Annotated in this window: 11 protein-coding genes; 3 read left to right on the top strand and 8 right to left on the bottom strand. The window is 57.0% G+C overall.

Features of this window, described 5'->3' with window-relative positions:
• Nucleotides 1-195 precede the first annotated feature (195 nt).
• Nucleotides 196-1200, top strand: coding sequence for a LysR family transcriptional regulator (locus tag FTW19_RS10650; protein ID WP_147647608.1), 1005 nt, complete (start codon nt 196-198; stop codon nt 1198-1200).
• A gap of 26 nt (nt 1201-1226) precedes the next feature.
• Nucleotides 1227-2231 (top strand): hypothetical protein, encoded by a 1005-nt coding sequence (locus FTW19_RS10645; protein WP_147647607.1) that lies wholly within the window; start codon nt 1227-1229, stop codon nt 2229-2231.
• On the opposite strand, the gene qhpE is transcribed toward FTW19_RS10645, so the two are convergent.
• The 6 genes from qhpE to peaA are packed head-to-tail and all read right to left on the bottom strand — an operon-like array spanning nt 2221 to nt 9406.
• Entirely contained in the window at nt 2221-2913 is a 693-nt protein-coding gene (gene qhpE, locus FTW19_RS10640) for a subtilisin-like serine protease QhpE (protein WP_147647606.1), read from the bottom strand. The two genes, FTW19_RS10645 and qhpE, sit on opposite strands and share 11 nt — an antisense overlap.
• Entirely contained in the window at nt 2910-4697 is a 1788-nt protein-coding gene (locus FTW19_RS10635) for an ABC transporter ATP-binding protein (protein ID WP_147647605.1), read from the bottom strand. Before FTW19_RS10635 ends, qhpE begins: the two co-directional genes overlap by 4 nt.
• Before the next feature lie 19 nt (nt 4698-4716).
• Nucleotides 4717-5835 carry a hypothetical protein gene (locus FTW19_RS10630; RefSeq protein ID WP_147647604.1) on the bottom strand — a complete coding sequence of 373 codons (1119 nt, stop codon included), beginning with the start codon at nt 5833-5835 and terminating at the stop codon, nt 4717-4719.
• Between the two features lie 18 nt (nt 5836-5853).
• Nucleotides 5854-6195, bottom strand: a complete 342-nt coding sequence (gene qhpC / locus FTW19_RS10625; protein ID WP_147647603.1) for a quinohemoprotein amine dehydrogenase subunit gamma — start codon at nt 6193-6195, stop codon at nt 5854-5856.
• Complete coding sequence (gene peaB / locus FTW19_RS10620) at nt 6192-7619, bottom strand: quinohemoprotein amine dehydrogenase maturation protein (RefSeq protein ID WP_147647602.1); 1428 nt, start codon at nt 7617-7619, stop codon at nt 6192-6194. The genes qhpC and peaB overlap by 4 nt, the downstream gene beginning before the upstream one ends.
• Nucleotides 7616-9406, bottom strand: coding sequence for a quinohemoprotein amine dehydrogenase subunit alpha (gene peaA, locus FTW19_RS10615; protein WP_147647601.1), 1791 nt, complete (start codon nt 9404-9406; stop codon nt 7616-7618). The genes peaB and peaA overlap by 4 nt, the downstream gene beginning before the upstream one ends.
• A 495-nt stretch (nt 9407-9901) precedes the next feature.
• Here peaA and FTW19_RS10610 point away from each other — a divergent pair, with 495 nt between their 5' ends.
• The gene (locus FTW19_RS10610; RefSeq protein WP_187143416.1) at nt 9902-13351 is read left to right on the top strand and encodes a TonB-dependent receptor; all 3450 of its coding nucleotides are present in this window, start codon (nt 9902-9904) and stop codon (nt 13349-13351) included.
• Nucleotides 13352-13480: 129 nt separating this feature from the next.
• On the opposite strand, the gene FTW19_RS10605 is transcribed toward FTW19_RS10610, so the two are convergent.
• Together FTW19_RS10605 and FTW19_RS10600 are read right to left on the bottom strand one after the other, a co-directional pair.
• Complete coding sequence (locus FTW19_RS10605) at nt 13481-16348, bottom strand: M14 family metallopeptidase (RefSeq protein WP_246153669.1); 2868 nt, start codon at nt 16346-16348, stop codon at nt 13481-13483.
• A 29-nt stretch (nt 16349-16377) separates the two neighbouring features.
• Nucleotides 16378-18222 carry an amidohydrolase family protein gene (locus tag FTW19_RS10600; protein WP_147647599.1) on the bottom strand — a complete coding sequence of 615 codons (1845 nt, stop codon included), beginning with the start codon at nt 18220-18222 and terminating at the stop codon, nt 16378-16380.
• Nucleotides 18223-18272 lie beyond the last annotated feature (50 nt).

Below are 18272 nucleotides of genomic sequence, written 5' to 3'. Positions count from 1 at the left end.
AAAAACGTTAAACCATTGATGAATAAACACTTAATCGACTATCGAGACAACCCTGCACATCGTGAACGACAACCCTGGATCGGGCTCTGTGGATTTGCGGGCGAATGGATCCTGCGTTAATGTAGCTTTAATTTCGCTTCGCACCCGTTCTCGACAACACCATTTTTCCGGTTCAGGCTCTTTGGGAGTTACGCGGTGAACTATACCCTTCAGCAACTGAAATACCTGATTGCAGTAGCCGATCACGGAAGTGTCTCTGCCGCGGCAAGGGCGTTGTTTGTATCTCAACCGGCAGTTTCGGCTGCCATTCTTCACCTCGAGCAGATCTTTGGGATGCAATGCTTCGTAAGGCATCGAGCCCGCGGTGTCACGCTAACCTCCGCCGGCCGCGATTTTATTGCAGAGGCTCGGCAGGTACTGGATAGCGCCGAAAACCTGCAACGACACGCCGCCCGCTTGAACGAAAGCTTGCCGCCGCGACTCAGCATCGGATGTCTTTCCACGATTGGACCGTGTTTTCTTCCGCGCATTCTGGAGCGATTCGAGCGGGCACATCCGGAGACGATTCCCACTATCTTCGATGGCACCACGGAGTGCCTGATCCAGCGGCTCCGATCGGGCGATACCGATGTTGCCCTGATGTACGACCTGCAACCAGAGCCTTCAATCCAGACCATCCCTCTCGTCACGCTCAAACCTTATGTTTTGCTTGCCCGTACCCATCCGTTGGCGCGCAAGAATTTCGTAAGCCTGGACCAGCTGACCGATCAGCCTCTCATTCTGCTCGACCGACCCGAATATGAGGACCACCTCTCCTCGATCTTCGACGGATACGCCGGGAAACCACAGATTGGGCATCGTGTTACAACACTCGAGCTGTTGCGCGGCCTGGTGGCGGCGGGAGCCGGATACGCCATCCTGAACACTAAGCCTTTGCATGACCATGCTTACGCGAGCAACAGGCTCGTCTGTCTCCAAATCCGGGAAGATGTTCCGGTATCGCGAATTGTTCTAGCTGTCTCACAGCGTGCCGGTCTCCGCAAAAATACACGAGCGTTCGCTGAGATCGCCGTGGACTGCATCAAATCCTTCGACCCGGTCTCATGTCATTGGAATGACGCTTCCGCGCCTCTCTCATTCGGTCATCCGCTTCAACCGCAGGTGGTAACAGAGTTTCCCAAGATCGCCGAATCCGCATAATACTCGCCGTCACACAGGAGATTGCTTTGGCCGAGGTTCAGATCACCGGAAACGGTATTGCTGCGCTCAGCATCGCACAATTGCTCTCGCAGAGCGGCATTGCAGCTTCCATGCAGTCAGGCCGATCCAAACACCAGCGATCGGTGTTATTGAGTTCGCAGACGATACAACTGTTGAGTACGATCCATCGCACCGACAGGTTTGCGCGACTCGGGTGGCCGATACAGCGTCGAAGCGTCCTTTGGGGAGATGCCGAAGAACCGGTCACCGTTGAGCATCACGGTATTAGCATCCCGGAGATTCTGCTTGCCGACGAGCTTCGTTCCCATCTGCCCGACACTCTCACAAGCGAATCGGACCGAGCATCTTCCGGCTGGGTGATCGAGACACAACTGCGGGACAGCGAGGCGGTCATACGTTATGGCAAACGCGGAGCAATCTTCCACAGGGCGAAGCTCCGGACGTCAGCCGACGCTCACTGCTGCTTTGCGGAATCCACCGCCGCGGGTTGGCTCTTCCTGCTTCCGACCAGCTTTACTGAAGCCGTCGTTATCTGCTGTGGCTATCACCCGGACGAGGTCCTGCGGGAGAGCCGTCTTGTCGCCCTCCAGGTGGAAGATGCCTCCGCCAGTCTGGAACCGGTGAGCATCGCACCGGCGATGGCAAGCGAACTCTGCGCTTCGCAGCTGATCCGTGCGGGCAGTGCGGCGCTGCAATTCGATCCTCTTTGTGGCGAAGGTGTGGGACACGCCGCGCGCGAGGCGTACCTTGCCACTGCAGTAGTTCGTGCTGTCGGCCGCGGCGAACCAGTGCAGGAACTCCTGACGCACTACTCTGCCCGGTTGCAACAGGCGTTCCTACGTCATTTGCTGGTCTGCCGGTCGTTCTATGCCGTTCACCACGACTCCGCATTCTGGCGCTCTGAGTTGACGTATCTTGAAGCCGGTATCGCCGCGCTGCAAACGGAGACGATACACATTCCGGTGGGATTCCGCTTCGAGGATCTCGACCTCAAGCCGGTTATTGCCTGAGCAGAACCTCAATCGGCTCCTGGTCGAGACGCGCTTCCAGGAATCGCTCCCATGGCTCGCCTTCCTTTCGGCTGGACCACGCGCGTGCAATATAAGCCGAGACGCGCGCCACGGAAAAGCTGACACCATTGAGGTTCAACGCTCGAGGAACTCCAGGAATATCGCGTGGATAAGGCGGCGCACCGAAGGCCTTTTTGAAGGTCATCGGCTTTACGGTGCACGCTGCATCGTTGCATGTGCTGTCGGCAACAACTCCCACCACCCCCGAAAGAGTCCCGGGCAGCAGAAGTTTCTCCCCCATCGCATAAGGAGCAACCAGCACAGCTCCGGCGTCGGCAACGCGCGCGACGACCTCCGCAAACGCATCACGATAGCTCTCGTTCGTCGTTCCAAGACTCAGATTGATCACATGGATCCCGTTCGCCACACACCATTGCAGCGCTCGCAGTAACGTCGAAAGATTGGTTGAGAGAGTCCTGTCGAAGATGCGCACCGGCACAATCGCCGCCCCGGGAGCCAGCGCATGGATAAGGGCCGCGACGGCTGTCCCGTGGCCCAGGCGGTCGATTGTGTCTTCGCTGATGCCGTCGCCTGTCAGACATACACCGTTCGTAAGACCACCGACATGAGGATGAGACGGATTTATACCGCTGTCGAGAACAGCAATCCGGAGATGGCTCATACCAGCACCGCCTCATCGACAGAAACACCCGATAGATCGATGTAGCCCTTTCGATGTGCGGCCAGATAGCCGCCGTCTTGCATCAGGCCCTCGGGCGTGCCACACTCGACGATCCTGCCGCCCTGCACCACGATGACCTGGTACGCCTGTTCGATCAGCGCCTGACGGTGTGTGATCAGAAGTGTCGTTCTCCCCTTCGCAACCTCTGCCAAGGCCGTGGTCACCAGCGCCTCTGAAAGCGGATCGAGTGAGGCTGTCGGTTCATCCAGAATCAACAGCTCCGGATCTCGCAGCAGCGCTCGAGCGATGGCGACTCGCTGCCGTTCACCGGCGGACAACGTAGCGCCACGTTCGCCCACCAGCGTCTCGTACCCTTCCGGCAGACCCATGATGAAGTCATCGATCTGTGCCGCACGCGCGCACTCCCGAATGCGGTCGAAACCCGCCTCAGGCCGCCCGTACGCAATGTTCTCCCGCAACGAGGCATGGAGCAGAAAAGGTGTCTGCTCCACGATCGCAATGCGCTCCCGCAGCTCTTTCAGGCGAATGGATCGCAGGTCTACGCCATCGACGGTAATCGCTCCGGATTGAGGATCGTGTAGTCGCAGCAGGAGATCCGCCATCGTCGACTTGCCGGAACCGCTCTTCCCCACTAGTACAGTGAGAGACCCTTTCGGCAGCGTGAAAGAGAGATTGTCTAACGCCACCTCCGCGTCCTTGTAGGAAAAGCTGACCGCTTCGAACCTGACGGTACCCAGGCTCTTTGGGAGCGCCACGGGCAGCTCCGAATCCGCCACATCTGCCGGTACATCGAGAAGCTCAAAGACCCGCTCCAAGGCCACGCCGCCGGTCAGCAGATTTGTATGGAGCGTAAGCAGGTTCTGAACCGGCGCCATCAGCTTCGCTTGATATGCGATGAACGCCAGCAGGCTTCCAAGGGTCAATCGGCCCTGGAAGACAAACCATCCTCCATAAAGGAACATCACGGATGTTGACACCGTAAGGATCAGAGACGGGACCGTGCCTGCCAGGAAAGAGGTCACCTGGCTCTTCAACAGCGCCTGTATGAAGCCGTCGTTCAAGCGCCGGAACTTCGCGGCCTCCCGTTCTTCCGCCGTAACCGCAACGGTCAAGCGCAGACTCAACAGCGACTCAATCAGAAAGCTGCCCAGATCAGAGCTCTTCTCACGGATCTCACGACTCTGCAGCACCAGGCGGCCCTGGTAGGCGCGCAAGGCAATGATCGCGATCGGCAACAGAACAACGCTCACCACCGTAAGCTGCCAGCTCAGCCATAGCATCATGGCAAGACTTCCGATCAGGAAGATGACATTCGAAAGCAGCGACAGGCAGGCATCCGACGCGACCCGCTGCACTTCACCGATATCGTTATTGATCCGCGAGACCAGGTCACCCAGCTTGCGTCCAGAGAAGAACCGCGGCGAAAGGCTCTGCAGATGGCGATAGAGATCCATCCGCATATCGAAGAGACTCCGTGTCGAAAGCCGGAGGTAGAGATAGCTCGAGACAAATGAGATGGTAGAGCTCACCACGGCCGCACCGATCATAGCCGCGGCAATCACAAGTAGCGCCCGAAGATCACGCCCCAGCAGAGCCTTGTCGACCAGGTAGCGAGACATGAAGGGCTGTGCCAGTCCAAGAGCGGTTGACAGCAGCCCCAGCCCGATAAAACCGAGCAATCCACCCAGGTAGGGCCGCACATACCGCAGCGCGCGTCCGTACTGCACAAAGAGCTTGCCTGCGGGCAGCGTACTTCGGTCCATTGCGGCCAACTCCCAATGTTTAGTGGTGCATCATAGGCATGACGAGCAGATTCGATACAGTGTCGCCGTTCAGGTCAATCGTGCTTCGCAGGTCGAGTGTTTTTGCGTCATACACCTCTACCTGATAACCGGCGTTATAGATCAGCAGCTTGTTTCCGTCCGCAGTAATTCCGAAATTGAGCCGGGTTCGACCGATGAACTCTTTCTTGCTGATGATCTTCTTGGTCTTCAGGTCGAAGACCCAGAACTCGGTAACGCGGTTACCATGCGTTCCATTCACCGCCACGGTATAACCGTACTTCCGGTCAGGGCTCATCAGCATCGGCTGAATACTTGTGGCCGAAGGACCGATAGGAGTCATCTCATAGTTCTGTGTCGCCAGATCGATCTCCGCGATACCGAAGATGCGTTGATGGACATATGGGTCCGACGAATTGAAGATGCCTACGACCTTCCCCTCAGGCGCATTGGGATCCTCAACCGGAGAAAGCGACAGGCTGGATGTCTCCGGCGCTTCGGCCTTGCTCAGTTCGATCTTCTTGACCATCTTCAGCGTGGAGGTGTCATAGATGAAGATCGACTGACGAAACATATAAAGAAACTTACCGTCCGGCGAGACCTTCATGTTCGTGCGCGGAGAGGTAAGCGCATCCTCTTTGCCAAACTCCGCCGAGCGAGTGATCTTCTTCGCATCGAGGTCGATGACCACCAGCTTCGGTTCGCCGACCTCAAAGCGATCGGTCTTTTTCGTGATATCCGTACCGACCGCATAGAGCAGCTTGCCGCCCGGGTCAATGGTAAGGCCGCTCAACCTGGTAAAGATTCCGCCGCTATCGAGCGAAAACCGATTCAGAATCTGCTTGCTCGCCAGATCGATCACGAGAATCGAGTTATCGCGCAGTGTCGACGCGATGATCTTCTTGCAATCGGGTGAGAGCAGCAGCGTGCGGGCGATGTCAGTGGGAAGATCGATCTTGTCGACGATCTTTTCCTGGTTGGCGTCGATGACAAGAATGGTATGTGGCCATACCCCCAGATACATCAGCTCAGGCGTGGCCGGCTTCACAGCCTTGGCAGGAGCTGCAAAGAGTGAGCCGGTAAGACATACCAACGTGAGAAGTGCGGAGATCGCTCGCATTCAGATCCTCGTTCGAGATTAGGGAAAGACGATGTCGATGTTGCGCCAGTCCTTCGTAGCGACAGCGCACTTGGTGGTCCAGTCCGGATAGTTGTTCAGGTGATCCGGAACCTGGGCCGGCCAGAAGCAGGTGACGTAGCAGTCAAAGATGTCCCGCTCCACCGGCTGGCATAGGCCCGCCGTACCACCGGCCGAGTCGACTTCCCATCCCGGGGAAAAGACAATGGAACATCCCATGGGGACGTGCGGTTGCTGCGGCGGCGGCTGCTGTTGCTGCATCGCCACAATGTCGTTCTGCTCCGCCGAAGTTTGTTCGGCAATACGAGCAGCCTTCCTGTTGATCGCCCGCAGATGCTTCATGATGCCTTCCTCTCTGAAAAGTGCTCCAGGAATGCTGGGTTTTCTTCGGCGATGGCGCCGTAAACGCTGAGGCAGGTGTGCGTCCATTCGCGAATCCAGTCACAGTAGTGGAGATTCGCATGACCGGAATCGCCATACCGGACAAAGGCCTCGTGATGGCAGCCTCCCGCACACAGCGGCCGTGCCCAGCAACTATGGCAGTCGTACTTGCCGTCGATCCTACCCTTCTTTAGAAACTCACCCCGCTTCTCCATATCGATGCCTGTATCGATATGGCCGATGACGTGATCGTCAGAGTCGACAAAGCGATGGCACGGAGCGATGTCGCCGGAGGGACCAACGCCAACCATTCCCAACCCCGCACCGCAGGGGAGCGACTTATTCACTCCCTGGTGCAGCTCCGCGAGTGTGTCGCTCACATTGGAAAAGCCGTGATGCTCTCCCCGAAGCGCAGATTGCAAGTAGTCCTTTGCCAGCTCACTGAACTGTTCCAGCACCTTATCCATACCGGGTTCTCCGATGGAGTACAGACGGTTTGGGGAGGTGGTAACTGGAGCGAAGGCAACTTCATGGAAGTTGAACTCGTTCTTCAGGTGATCGTAGATCTTCAATACATCGCTCGCGCCCGAAGTCAGCGTGACCCTGGCAGCGATTGGGCGGCTGCGATGGCGCGCGATCAGCTCCTTGATCTTCGGTTTGATGACGTCATAGCTGCCCTTGCCGTTGGAGAAGATACGGAACTTGTCCTGCATCTCTTTGGTACCGTCGATGCTGACCGTAACGCCAATCTCGTTGTCAGCAAGGTATTCGATAATCTTCGTTGTCAGCAGCGTTGCATTCGTCGTCAGACTGAAGCCGATCCTGACGTTTTTCTCCTTTGCCAGGCCGCGGGCATAGTCCACTACCTTCTGCAGCAGAGGAAAGTTCATCAGCGTCTCGCCGCCGAAGAAAGTGATATGCAGCGCATCCCGCGAGCTGGCACTCTCGAACAGATAATCGACAGACGCCTTCGCGGTATGCCAGTCCATGAACTTCGGCTTCCCGTCAGGGGTCGCGATCTTGTCCTCACCAAACTCATAGCAGTAGGAGCAGGAGAGATTGCACTGGTTCGTAATGTTCAGGACGATACTCTGCAAAGGAAAGTCATCCGGCAGCGCCTGCGAGATGACCGGCTTTGGCGCGCCATCCGAGACAGCTCCAAGCTGCCACAGCTCGCGTAGCGACTCCACGACCTCCTGTGCGGCGTAGCCATCGGCGACAGTCTCTCGAATCAGATCGTCGCCGCTCAGTGTGCGGCCTTCTAGTTTTTGGACCAGTACGTCCGACACCTCATCCAGAGCGACGATGCCGCCGCTGTTGACCATGTAAAGGAACGTCTCTCTGTTCCCACGGAAGCGATGAAACTCTCCGAGTGCAAGGTTCATTTGCCTGCAACCTCCGGCTGATCGTACTGGATGTATTGCGGAACAGAGACGACCATGTAGCTACGCCCTGTAACCGGTTTCGATTGACCTTCAGGCGTGTAGGTGGCAACCACCCAGACATCGCCGTAGTTGTTTCGCATTGACCTGCGCTTCGGGTTGGGACCGTCCGACGCCGGTGTAAAGAAGCCGGTCTTGCTATCGAGCTTCCCGACGAAGTCCACATCGTCATCACCGTAGGAGGCAACAAACTCCTCCAGTTTCCAGGTTGCAGGCACGACACCTAGCGGGACATCGTCCGCTGTCATCGCCTTCCCATCCGGTCCGAAGGCGTAGGCCTCGGCTTCGAACTGCGCATATCCCTTTGCATGCGGCTCATCTCCAAGCCGTGAGAGCGAGGTCTCGGGAGTAACCTTCAGGAAGTCGATGTGATCGTAGACCGCGATCGCGCTGGGCAAGACCAGGCCATTGACGGTCACGGCACGCTTGCCGGGGATAGCGTCCGCAGCGATACTGACAGTCAGCGTGACAGAGTCAGATTTTGCTTCCGCCCCTGTGACAGTAATCCCCGATCCAAGATCGATGCCGGCAGGAGTAATTGACGTGGGAAGGTTCTGCCCGTAGATTGTGACCTTCGCGCCGCTTGTACCGGCCTTGAGCGAGGCAGCGCTGATGTCGAGAAGAGCCGGCGCGCCGACGTCTCTGGTCATGGTGATGTCCATGCCGAACTCTTCGTAGGTTCCCCAGAACCAGCGTCCTTCGAGCTTCGATCCGTCGCGTGACAACATCATGACCTCGCGAACCTTGGATGGAGCTCCAACGCCGGCAGCGCTTGACTGAGCCTCAGAGCGGCCGCGCCAGGCATAGCCCGTGTACACAATGGAATACCCTTTAGCGGTGTAGGTCTCTCCGTCCAGATACGTGACCGAAGTCTCTGTCGTGAAGTTGCCGGGCGTCTCCGTAGCCTTGATGGTCACCTTGCCATGGAAGCTACCTTTGCCTGGAGCCTTTCCGCTGACAAACCAAACACCTTCGAGCTTCGGCTGCTGGATCATCGTCTCCCAATTGGCCCACTCTGGCGTATGCAGCGGCTCGCTCTTCGCCAGCCATGCAATGGCATCGTCTACGGGACGGATGGGCTTTCCGTCAGGACCGGTGCGCGCATTCTGTTCGCCTCTGCCGCCACCACCTTGACCGCCGGGAGTCTGGCCCAGACGGTTCTGGTTGCCTGAGAACGAAGTGTTCTCCGCGCTGGGGAAGAATGCGATATGCATGTTCTTCAGCAGCTTCCAGTCGTCGCCGGTACGGCGCCATGAGAGCGGCTTTGCCGTTGCATGGCAAGAGCCGCACGGACCGTCAATCTCCGGAATTGGAGTCTCGTCGATCATGCGATGCTCGACGAAGTACTCCGTCTTCTTCGCCTCATCCGGCGCCAGACCATGCCGGTCGCTGAGATAGCGCAGAATGTGGCGCGCCTCATCCGGCGATACCTGCAGGCCATTGAGGCGGATCATCCGCTTGATGGCCTCTTCCCATCCCTCAGGCGTTGTACGCACATAGGAGATGCGGCTCAGGTTTCCCTTGACATCCGCCTGATGGCACGCGCCGCACTTCTGCTGCACCAGCGGGTCCTTGACCGGCAAGCCTTCATCGGCGGGTGTTGTGGTGGGCTTCGCTGCCCCATTTGAAGGTTGCTGTGCGTTCGAGAGGGACACACTGCAAAGGAAGGTCAACGCTGCCATAAGCATCAAGACCGTATGGCCAGCAGTGCGCTTTCTGATGTTCGTCATGCCAGATGCTTATCCTTAGCTGCTTGTTTCGATTCGTGAAAACCGCTGTCGTCGGACATCGGTTGCGTACAGGCACTTCGCTCCCAGCACAGTGGCTGAAGCAGAGGAGGAAAAGGAATGGAACCGGTCAACGGAACTGACTGCAATCTAGGACGGGAGTCCGCCTGCAAGCAAATAATTATTTCTTTTCATCCGATAAGACAAAGCTATGAAGCACGCCAATCTGCCGCGGCGATAACTTCAGCTTCTATCCCTCATAAAGAATTTGTGCTTTTGCGTTTCGGGGCATCTGGTATACGGTTCAACTCACAAGAAGCAGCTTCTGGTCTTTTTGCGCACCGTCCATCCAAAGGACTTTGGTGATATGCACCGGTGTGCGCTTCTACGCAGACTCGCCAGAGTATGTCGCGGCTATGCAGTTCTGTCTGGTTAGGCGTGTTCCGTCGTCAGCTTTCACGATCGCAGTACATCTTTCGACCTATGAAGGGGTTAGGCATGCACAGTCTTCTCTCTACACCGTGCAAACGGATGTTCCGCATTGCGGCGTGTATCTCGACGCTGCTCTGCCTTTTGAGCATCGGCGTATTCACCGGGCGCCTGCAGGCGCAGTCTACATTTGGCGCATTTGTCGGAACGGCCAAAGACCCGCAAGGCGCGGTGATCGCCGGGGCCTCCGTCACTCTGGAAGGTGTAGGCACAAACCTCAAGAGAGTCACGACTACAGGGCCCGACGGCCAGTTCGGCTTCCTGAATATCGAGCCGGGGAGCTACAAGGTCACCGTGACCTTCCCAGGCTTCCAAACGCTGGTGCTGACCAGCCTGACGCTGCAGGCACGCGAAACCCAGCGCCTCGACAGCACACTGCAGGTCGGCTCCGAAGCACAATCTGTCTCCGTGGAGGCGGCCGCAGCCGTCATCAACACAGACACCTCCAATCTGACTGAGACCCGTACCGGCATCGAACTGACAACGCTTCCGCTGGCGGTAAGCTCACGGGCAGGCGGATCGACCAGCCCTTATTCAACCCTTACATCCCAGGCGGGCGTGCAGACTGACTCCTCCGGCAACATCTCGGTCGCCGGCGCGAAGCCCAGCCTGCTTTCCGTCACCGTCGACGGAATCAGCACGATGAATGTGCGCTCCAGCATTCCGGCATCGGAGCTCTTCCCTTCGTTCAACACCATCGAAGAGATCCGCATCAGCCAAAATGCCAATGCCGCAGAGTTCGGCGGCATCAGCGACATCACCACTGTCTCGCGCGGTGGAACGAATCAGGCGCACGGCGGCGCCTTCGACAACTACGAGACCGCGGGCTTCAACTCGAAGGACCCCTTCGCCACCCGCAAGCCAAAATTGGTGATGAATGACTTCGGCCTTTTTTACGGAGGCCCGGTCATCATTCCGCATCTCTATAACGGTCGCGACAAAACCTTTTACTTCCTCAGCTATGAGGGGCTTCGTCTACCGCAACAGACCAATGTCATTCAAAGCGTTCCCACGCAGGCGATGCGCAACGGAGATCTCTCGGCATACTCGACACAGATAAAGAACGCCTCCGGTGTTCCTTACGCCGGCAACCAAATTCCCAGCGGCGACATCAGTGCCGTCTCCCGCAATCTCCTGAATGCCTACTACCCTCTCCCTAATACCGGAGCATCTACCGCAATCACCAACAACTACCAGCAGAACTTCCGAACCCCCATCTCCTCTGACCAGGGGGATGCCCGCATCGACCGCACCATCACTACGAAGCAGAACATCTATGCCCGCTACAGCTACAAGCAGCGGAGTGTGACTACCCCACCGAGCAGCAGCGCGACCGCAGGCGGCTCCGCGCTGATTGGAACCTTCAACAGACCCGAAAAAGACACCAGCCTCGCCGTCGCCTACAACTACGCCATCAAGCCGACCCTGCTCAACGAGCTCCGCGGGGGTTTGAGCAAATTCATTACCGAGACGACCTTCAGCGATAACTCGACCAACTTCTCCAAGCTTGGCATTACGGGCATCCCCAACCTGATCTCCGCCTCGACTGCCGCCTCTCCGAACGTTCGTATCACTGGCTTCACCGCTGCTGGCGGTACGGGATCTTCCAAGGGCAGCAGTAATACCTACCAGATCATCGACAACCTGACCTGGTCCAGAAAAGCACACACCGTCAAGATGGGCGGCGACTGGCGGCGCATGTATGCCTACTCCAGCAACGTCTTCGGCAGCACGCGCCTGGGCCGCTATACGTTCAACGGAAGCAGCGCCGTGGGCAAGACCATCGCAGTCCCGATGGCGTCGTTCCTGCTGGGCATCCCTGACTCGACGAACCTGGCCGATGTTCTTGCACCGGACATGAATGGCCGCGGCAATGCGTATGCCATGTATGTGCAGGATGACTGGAAGATCACGTCCACACTGACGCTCAACTTCGGCCTCCGCTACGAATACCACCCGATGCTGCGCGATAAGTACGAGAACAGTGCGCAATTCCTGCCGGACTCCTACACCAACGTCAACGGCACGAATGTTCGCGGAGTAGTCGTCGTTCCTACGGCCTACGCAATCAACAACAATGTACTGGCGAGCTTCCGCAACGGCATTGCTCCGATGCCGATTCTCACCGCGGCCCAGGCCGGCATCTCATCGGCTCTGGTCTCAGTTGCCAAAGATGACTTCGCACCCCGCTTCGGCTTCGCATGGCGTCCGCTGCACAACGATAAGACAGTGATCCGCGGTGGCTTCGGGCGATTCATCGCCGGCGCCCTCGGAGGCAACGTCGTGGGCGGATGGGCGGTCTCTGCGAGCGCCGTCAACTCGTATACGAATGCTTATTCCGGCGGCAAACCGACGCTCTCCTTCCCGAACCCCTTCGGCACACCCAACGCTACCTCCTCCGGGAGCCTCGACTTCAACTACGCCATTACACCGAACTACAAAGATCCGACCGTCCAGCAGTGGAACCTTACGGTGGAACAGGACCTTGGCTTCAGCACCGGAATGCGTGTCTCCTACGCCGGAAGCCATGGCCAGAACCTCGGCATGGAAGGCGACGCCAACCAGTTGCCCTATGGCACTGGAACACCCAATACCGCCCAGCGCCCCTTCCCCACGATGAACTCCATGTACCAGGTGCGCAACCTCGCGTCGAGCAACTACAACGCGGTCACCATCGAAGGGACCCACCGCATGTCGCATGGGCTCCAATTCCAGTCGAGCTACACCTTCGCCCGCAATCTCTCTGAAGAAGGTGGAAGCAACCCTACCTCCAATGCCAGCGAGATTGGCGGAATCCCCAGCGATATCTACCACCCGGGTGTCGATTACGGCAACGTGATCTACACCCGCCGTCACCGCTTCCTGGGATCGTTCCTCTATGAGCTCCCTTTCGGCCACAACAAGTCATATCTCTCCAACGTCGGCTATCTGCTTAACTCGCTGGTCAATGACTGGCAGCTTGCTGGCTACTATTTGCAGCAAAGCGGCGCTTTCCTAACCCCAATCACCTCGTCGGTTGACCCCACGGGGACCGGCATGATCTCGAAGGGCTTCGCCACCTACTCGCGTCCGGATGCAGTGGTGGGAGTCTCTCCCTATACTTCCGGCAAAGGGATTCGCAACTTCCTCACCGCAACCGCGTTTGCTAACCCGGCCGCCAATATCGGCCGCCAGGGAACGGCCAGCGTAGGCAGCGTCGTAGGTCCAGGAACGAATACCTTCTCCACATCGCTGATGAAGAGTCTTGTTTTCACCGAACGGGTGAAGTTCCAGATGGGAGCACAGGTCCAGAATCTGTTCAACCATCACAACTACGATATCCCCTCATCGCTGGACCTCGCCACTTCATCCATTAAAAACGGAATCGAAACCGGAAGCTTCGGCCAGATCACAAGCATGCAGAGCAAGGACAACGCCGGGCCACGCGCAATCTCACTCACGGCCCGGCTTTCGTTTTAAAAGCTAAACGAACCCGTTAGCTGGCACGCAGGCGTACCGGCTAACGGGCTCGTCATTTACCTGGAGAGGGGTGTCCAGTGGTTACGTCACAATCTCGAATCCGGATTAGATATTCGAGTAAAGACTAGCTCACGTCCTTTTCCCCTCACGCCGATGAGGCTTCTTCTCAACCGAATCTGTAGAAGACGGTTCCGCTGTTCCCGCCAGAATGCCATTGAAGAGAAATTTAAAAGTCCCATGCGGTTGGCCTCGAAACGCGATTTCCGGGCCGAAGAGAATAACCCGCCCCTTTCCGACAGAGGCCTCGACGATGGCAGCGGTACCATCCAGATATTGTTGTCCCCAGGCCCATCCGCTCTCCAGAAGGTTTGTCCCCTGATACCAGCTAACGGCCCGAACATGCCTCTGCTCGGCGTCAGGAGCCAAGCGGAACGAAGGACTATGGTCGAAGAAGACATCCGTGCTCGACGGCATACCATATCCGAGAGGGGTCATCGTATCGACCTGTGCTCGCAGCAACGAACCCGGAATGTAGAACTTCTCGCGCGGTAAGGCCTCTTCTTTGCCTTGCCTCAATTCCGTGAGAGCGTTATGGACCGGAAGATGCAGCAGCTCAGCCAGCGTCGTTGAACTGCCAATGGTGAGGATCGTTCCCCCACTCTCTGCAAACTGCTGAAGCTGTGGAAGCGTCGTCTTCTCAGTGATACGCCCGAGCCACGGGCGAAACTCTACAGGAATCTCTTCCGGCTTTGGCTGTGTGTCCGGCCTGAGCAGTGTGTCTTCCCGCTGCTGCTTTTGAATAGCGCCGTCGGCAAGGATTAATACGTCAAACCGGTCGCGAAGATGTCCTGCATCCAGCGTCTGCGGATAGACCACATCGAACGGGAACTCGTACTGCTCTAAAAGCCACCGGGTCCAACCAGATGGCATCAGTCCACCATACTGCTCAATAAGACCGATTCGCACCGTCTTCAGCTTCAAGGATGGACCATCAGGCGTCTTCCCCATGGCAATTGCATTGATTCCCAACTGCTGCACAGCACTGCTCAGAATGGTTCGAGACTTCACTGTAGCTGGAACCCAGATCGCTCCAGCCGAAAGCCCTGCAGCAGGCTTCTCCAGCCAGGACACCTCACAGCCCGCCTTCAGCAAGCGGTTTGTAAGAATGACCGCATCGTTATATTCGTGACTGACCAGATAGCCCACTACCTTGCCCTTCTCTCCAGAGATCTTCCCGGGAAGCGGAGAGGCTAATTCGGTTACGATCACCTGAAAAGGACCATCTACGGCGGAGTAGAAGCGGTCATACTTTACGCCCATCTGCATTGCGAGCGTGTATCCGGTCACGTCATACGGAGGAATTGGAGGACCACCAGGATAACGAAAGTCATTTGGATGGTCCTGCGGTTCAAACATGTCAAGAATGTGAGGCCGGAAAGCCTGATCGGTTTTCACCACATAGGAACCGGCTGGATACGATTTGCTATCGACTGTAAAGTCAGATGTCGCCTGAAGAACTGTAATTCCATTCTTCAAGAGCGTGTTAACGAACTTTGTGGCAGTGGGAAAATCAGGTTGGTTTGCCGGTAACACGTAAACCCTCGGGTCGCGCCTGGTGGGATCGTGCAATACCGTGTCATATAACTTAGGTGAAACACCAGCATTCGCGTTCGGACCGTCAGCCGCAGGCTTCGGAGCCTGGGCCTTTCGTTCCGCCTCGGCTGCCGTCTCTATTGCTGCTACTCGCTGTGGAGAGACGGTCCACGTATCCTGCTCTCCACGCTCAATAGAGTTGTGGCCCATCTGGTAGATGTCATACAACAACTTTTCCCGGTTGCGGGAGGCATAGTCCAGGATGGCCCTGTTCGCCGTCATCTCGTAATCAATGGACTGTCGATAGTGCCAGAGCTGCGGCTTCACCGGCGCGGGCAGATCGCTGTTGGGAAGCTGCTTGGCGGCGACGAGGGGCAATTGCCAGGGCGTCGGGCTCCCGATAATCTCCGTCAGTATGCCGATCTGGTTATGGAAGTAAGTAACTGTCCGCAGTCCGCCGTTATACCAGGTGGAGTAGGTGGCGCCGCTCCTCATGGTCGAGCCAGGCTTTCCCTCCTCCAAAAACCGCATGTGAATCGCGGTTCCCACCGCCTGAATTCCTATCGGGACCAGAGGATCGAAATGGTAGTTGAACGGATCCCGGAATGGAGGGACAAAGATCACCGTTCCGGCCGGTCCGGTCTGGTGATGGTTGTACATGATCTGTGGGTACCAAACGCGGAAGAGCTGCTTATTGATGTTTGTCGTCTCCGCGAGATTAGACATGAAGAAATCACGATTATTATCGTGGCCGGCGTATTTATTCCAGAGGCGCGGCACGCCCATCCCGTAACCGTCCGCCTTCCGTTTTTCCGGGACCGGTTCGCGCATATACCAGTTGGCGACCAGTTCCTGACCATCCGGATTTGCCGCTACGCACAGGATGATCTCGTCGCGTAGAAATCGTAATGTCTCGTCATCCGTGCGGCTGTTCAACTCATAGACCAACTCCATGATCTGCTGTGAACCGACAGTCTCAGAAGCATGCAGCCCTCCGTCGATCCAGACAACAGCCTTCCCTTCCTTTGCCAGCTCATGAGCCTCCGCGTCGCTCAAGTCTTTTGCCAGGGAGAGTTTCTGGGAGATAGCACGATAGCGATCCAGGTTCTTCAGATTTTCCGGAGACGAGATGATCGCCATGTACTGCGGCCGGCCCTCCGAAGTATTACCGATGGAAATAAGCTTCATCCGGTCGGACTCGGCGGCCAGTTGCTTCCAGTAAGCCTCAAGCTGGGTATAGTTCGCTACGTGATAATCGTCTCCGATGTTGAAGCCCAGCGCCTCCTTCGGAGACGTGATACCGCTACGCTCCTCAGCGCGCATCGATACAGTGCAAAGGAACAACGTGGCAAAGGCAGTAGAACCCACCATCAGCGCGCAACGCTGAATACACTTTGAAAGCATTTCACTTCTCCATAGGGTTATGGCGTGCTTTAGTAAAGCCGAACGTTATCAAGCTCCAGCCACTCTCTGCTGCCGGGTGCGCCTTCCAGTTGAAACATCAGCCCCCGTACGCGGAGGTTGACCGTCCCGCTGGGATTTACTTTGAAGTCCGTAAACGGGACCTGTACTTTCGTCCATGCAGGGCCTACACGAAATGGGGCCTCCGGGAAGTGCCGGTCACGAACGCTAAACGAATTCAGCAGCAAACGAAACTCTCCCTCACCCTTCGCCTCGAACTCGATGCCTTTGTACTTCGACACGTCGGCAATTTCAATCTCACCGGCCGTTAGGGGAAGGTTGAGGCGTACATAGCTGCGGGATGACGGCCCCATCTTTGCTGTAGCCAGCCATGCATGCCCTCCGCCCTCAGTTCGCACAACCTGCTGCAGCAGCAGTTGGCTATGGTCGGCGCCGGCATCGGTGGTGGGATATTTAAGAGTAGCGAGATTGCTGCGGCCATCCTCCCGTTCCATATCGTCTATGAGAGCGTCCGGAACAATCACCGGGAACTGCACCAGGTCATCCGTGCGGAACATCATCAATAGCTTTTGCCGATCAACCTGTTTGCCGGCGAGCCAAACCGCATCCGTCTTCTCCACCTCGGCGATGGTCTCGTCTGGCCTGCCATCAATCAAGACAAGGTCGGCCAACTTTCCGGGAGCGATTGTCCCCCTGTCTTTGTCGACTCCCAACACCTCTGCGCTGACGCGGGTACCAGCCTGAAGCGCCTGGGAAGGTGTGAGACCCGCGGCAACCATAAGCTCCATCTCCCGCAGCGATCCCCAGCCATGAGGGGTTGACGGCATACCGTTATCGGTTCCGAGCGCGACGGGAATTCCCGCGCTATAGAGAGTCCGAAGGTTCTGCTGAAGCTGGCTCCAACGTTTGAATCCAGGACTATCCTGCGTGAGAGGTTTCTTGGTCTCGAAGCCCTTTGCCATCTCCGTTTGCAAAAATGGCTCCATGATTGAGAGCATCAATGGCGTCGGAGCCGCGGGCTTGTTTGCCTCATAGACAGCCATCGTTGGCACATAGGACGTATGATGTGCCTTCATGATGGCGACCAGTTCCTGGTCGATAAGCCCATCCTGAATGCTGTGCGCAATGACGTCGACACCACCACCAGCCGCGGCTTTTGCACCCTCAACGGTCAGCGTATGCGTAAGCACCTTGATACCGGCTGCATGTGCGTCTTCGACAATCGCGTGAATCGTAGCTTCGTTCATGCTGCTCAGCGCAGGCGTGGTTCCGTATCTCCATCCATCCGTGAAGATCTTGATGACATCAGGGTGATAGGGCAGGATCTGCTTCATTGCCAGGTGGGCTGCTGCGGGCGTGTTCACCTCCACGGTTGTGAACTCTCCCATGCCACTTTCTGCACCATGCCCACCGGGTGTACTTATCCTGGTTGCAAAGTTGATGTTCGGCGCCACCAGCGTTCCATCCGCGACCAACTTGCGTATGGGGGCATACATCTCCCGGTTTGCACTGAACTCATCGACGGTGGTTATGCCGGAGAGGAGATACGAGGCTGCGCTCTTTTGCCAGTCCGCCGACAATGATCCGGCAGATGCGTTGAGGTGGGTGTGAAGGTCAAAGAAACCCGGCAGTAATGTCTTGCCGGCAGCATCGATAACCCGTGCCCCCTTAGGAATCTGGATCTCTGGGCCAACGGCCTTAATCCGATCATCGGCGATCAGAACCGTTGCGATCTGCGCTGCGGCTCCAGTCCCATCGAATACGCGCGCATTCCTGATCGCGGTCAACGTCTGGGCATTGCCCAAAGCAGTGATATTCAGTAAGGCAGCCAATACAAGATGGCCGGCGGTCTTCATTGTGCTTCTCCTGCTCGTCAATTTTGAAAATCGTCAACACGGAAAGGCTG

This window comes from Terriglobus albidus, from assembly GCF_008000815.1.
GTDB lineage: Bacteria > Acidobacteriota > Terriglobia > Terriglobales > Acidobacteriaceae > Terriglobus > Terriglobus albidus_A.
The sequence above is the reverse complement of the archived record's forward strand: the minus strand, read 5'-3'. Positions and strand labels throughout refer to the sequence as shown.

Excerpts from the sequence above, each read along its gene's own strand:
- FTW19_RS10610 (WP_187143416.1), top strand. The coding sequence starts at position 9,902 with ATGCACAGTCTTCTCTCTACACCGTGCAAACGGATGTTCCGCATTGCG.
- qhpE (WP_147647606.1), bottom strand. The coding sequence starts at position 2,913 with ATGAGCCATCTCCGGATTGCTGTTCTCGACAGCGGTATAAATCCGTCT.
- FTW19_RS10635 (WP_147647605.1), bottom strand. The coding sequence starts at position 4,697 with ATGGACCGAAGTACGCTGCCCGCAGGCAAGCTCTTTGTGCAGTACGGA.
- FTW19_RS10605 (WP_246153669.1), bottom strand. The coding sequence starts at position 16,348 with ATGCTTTCAAAGTGTATTCAGCGTTGCGCGCTGATGGTGGGTTCTACT.
- peaB (WP_147647602.1), bottom strand. The coding sequence starts at position 7,619 with ATGAACCTTGCACTCGGAGAGTTTCATCGCTTCCGTGGGAACAGAGAG.
- peaA (WP_147647601.1), bottom strand. The coding sequence starts at position 9,406 with ATGACGAACATCAGAAAGCGCACTGCTGGCCATACGGTCTTGATGCTT.
- qhpC (WP_147647603.1), bottom strand. The coding sequence starts at position 6,195 with ATGAAGCATCTGCGGGCGATCAACAGGAAGGCTGCTCGTATTGCCGAA.
- FTW19_RS10600 (WP_147647599.1), bottom strand. The coding sequence starts at position 18,222 with ATGAAGACCGCCGGCCATCTTGTATTGGCTGCCTTACTGAATATCACT.
- FTW19_RS10630 (WP_147647604.1), bottom strand. The coding sequence starts at position 5,835 with ATGCGAGCGATCTCCGCACTTCTCACGTTGGTATGTCTTACCGGCTCA.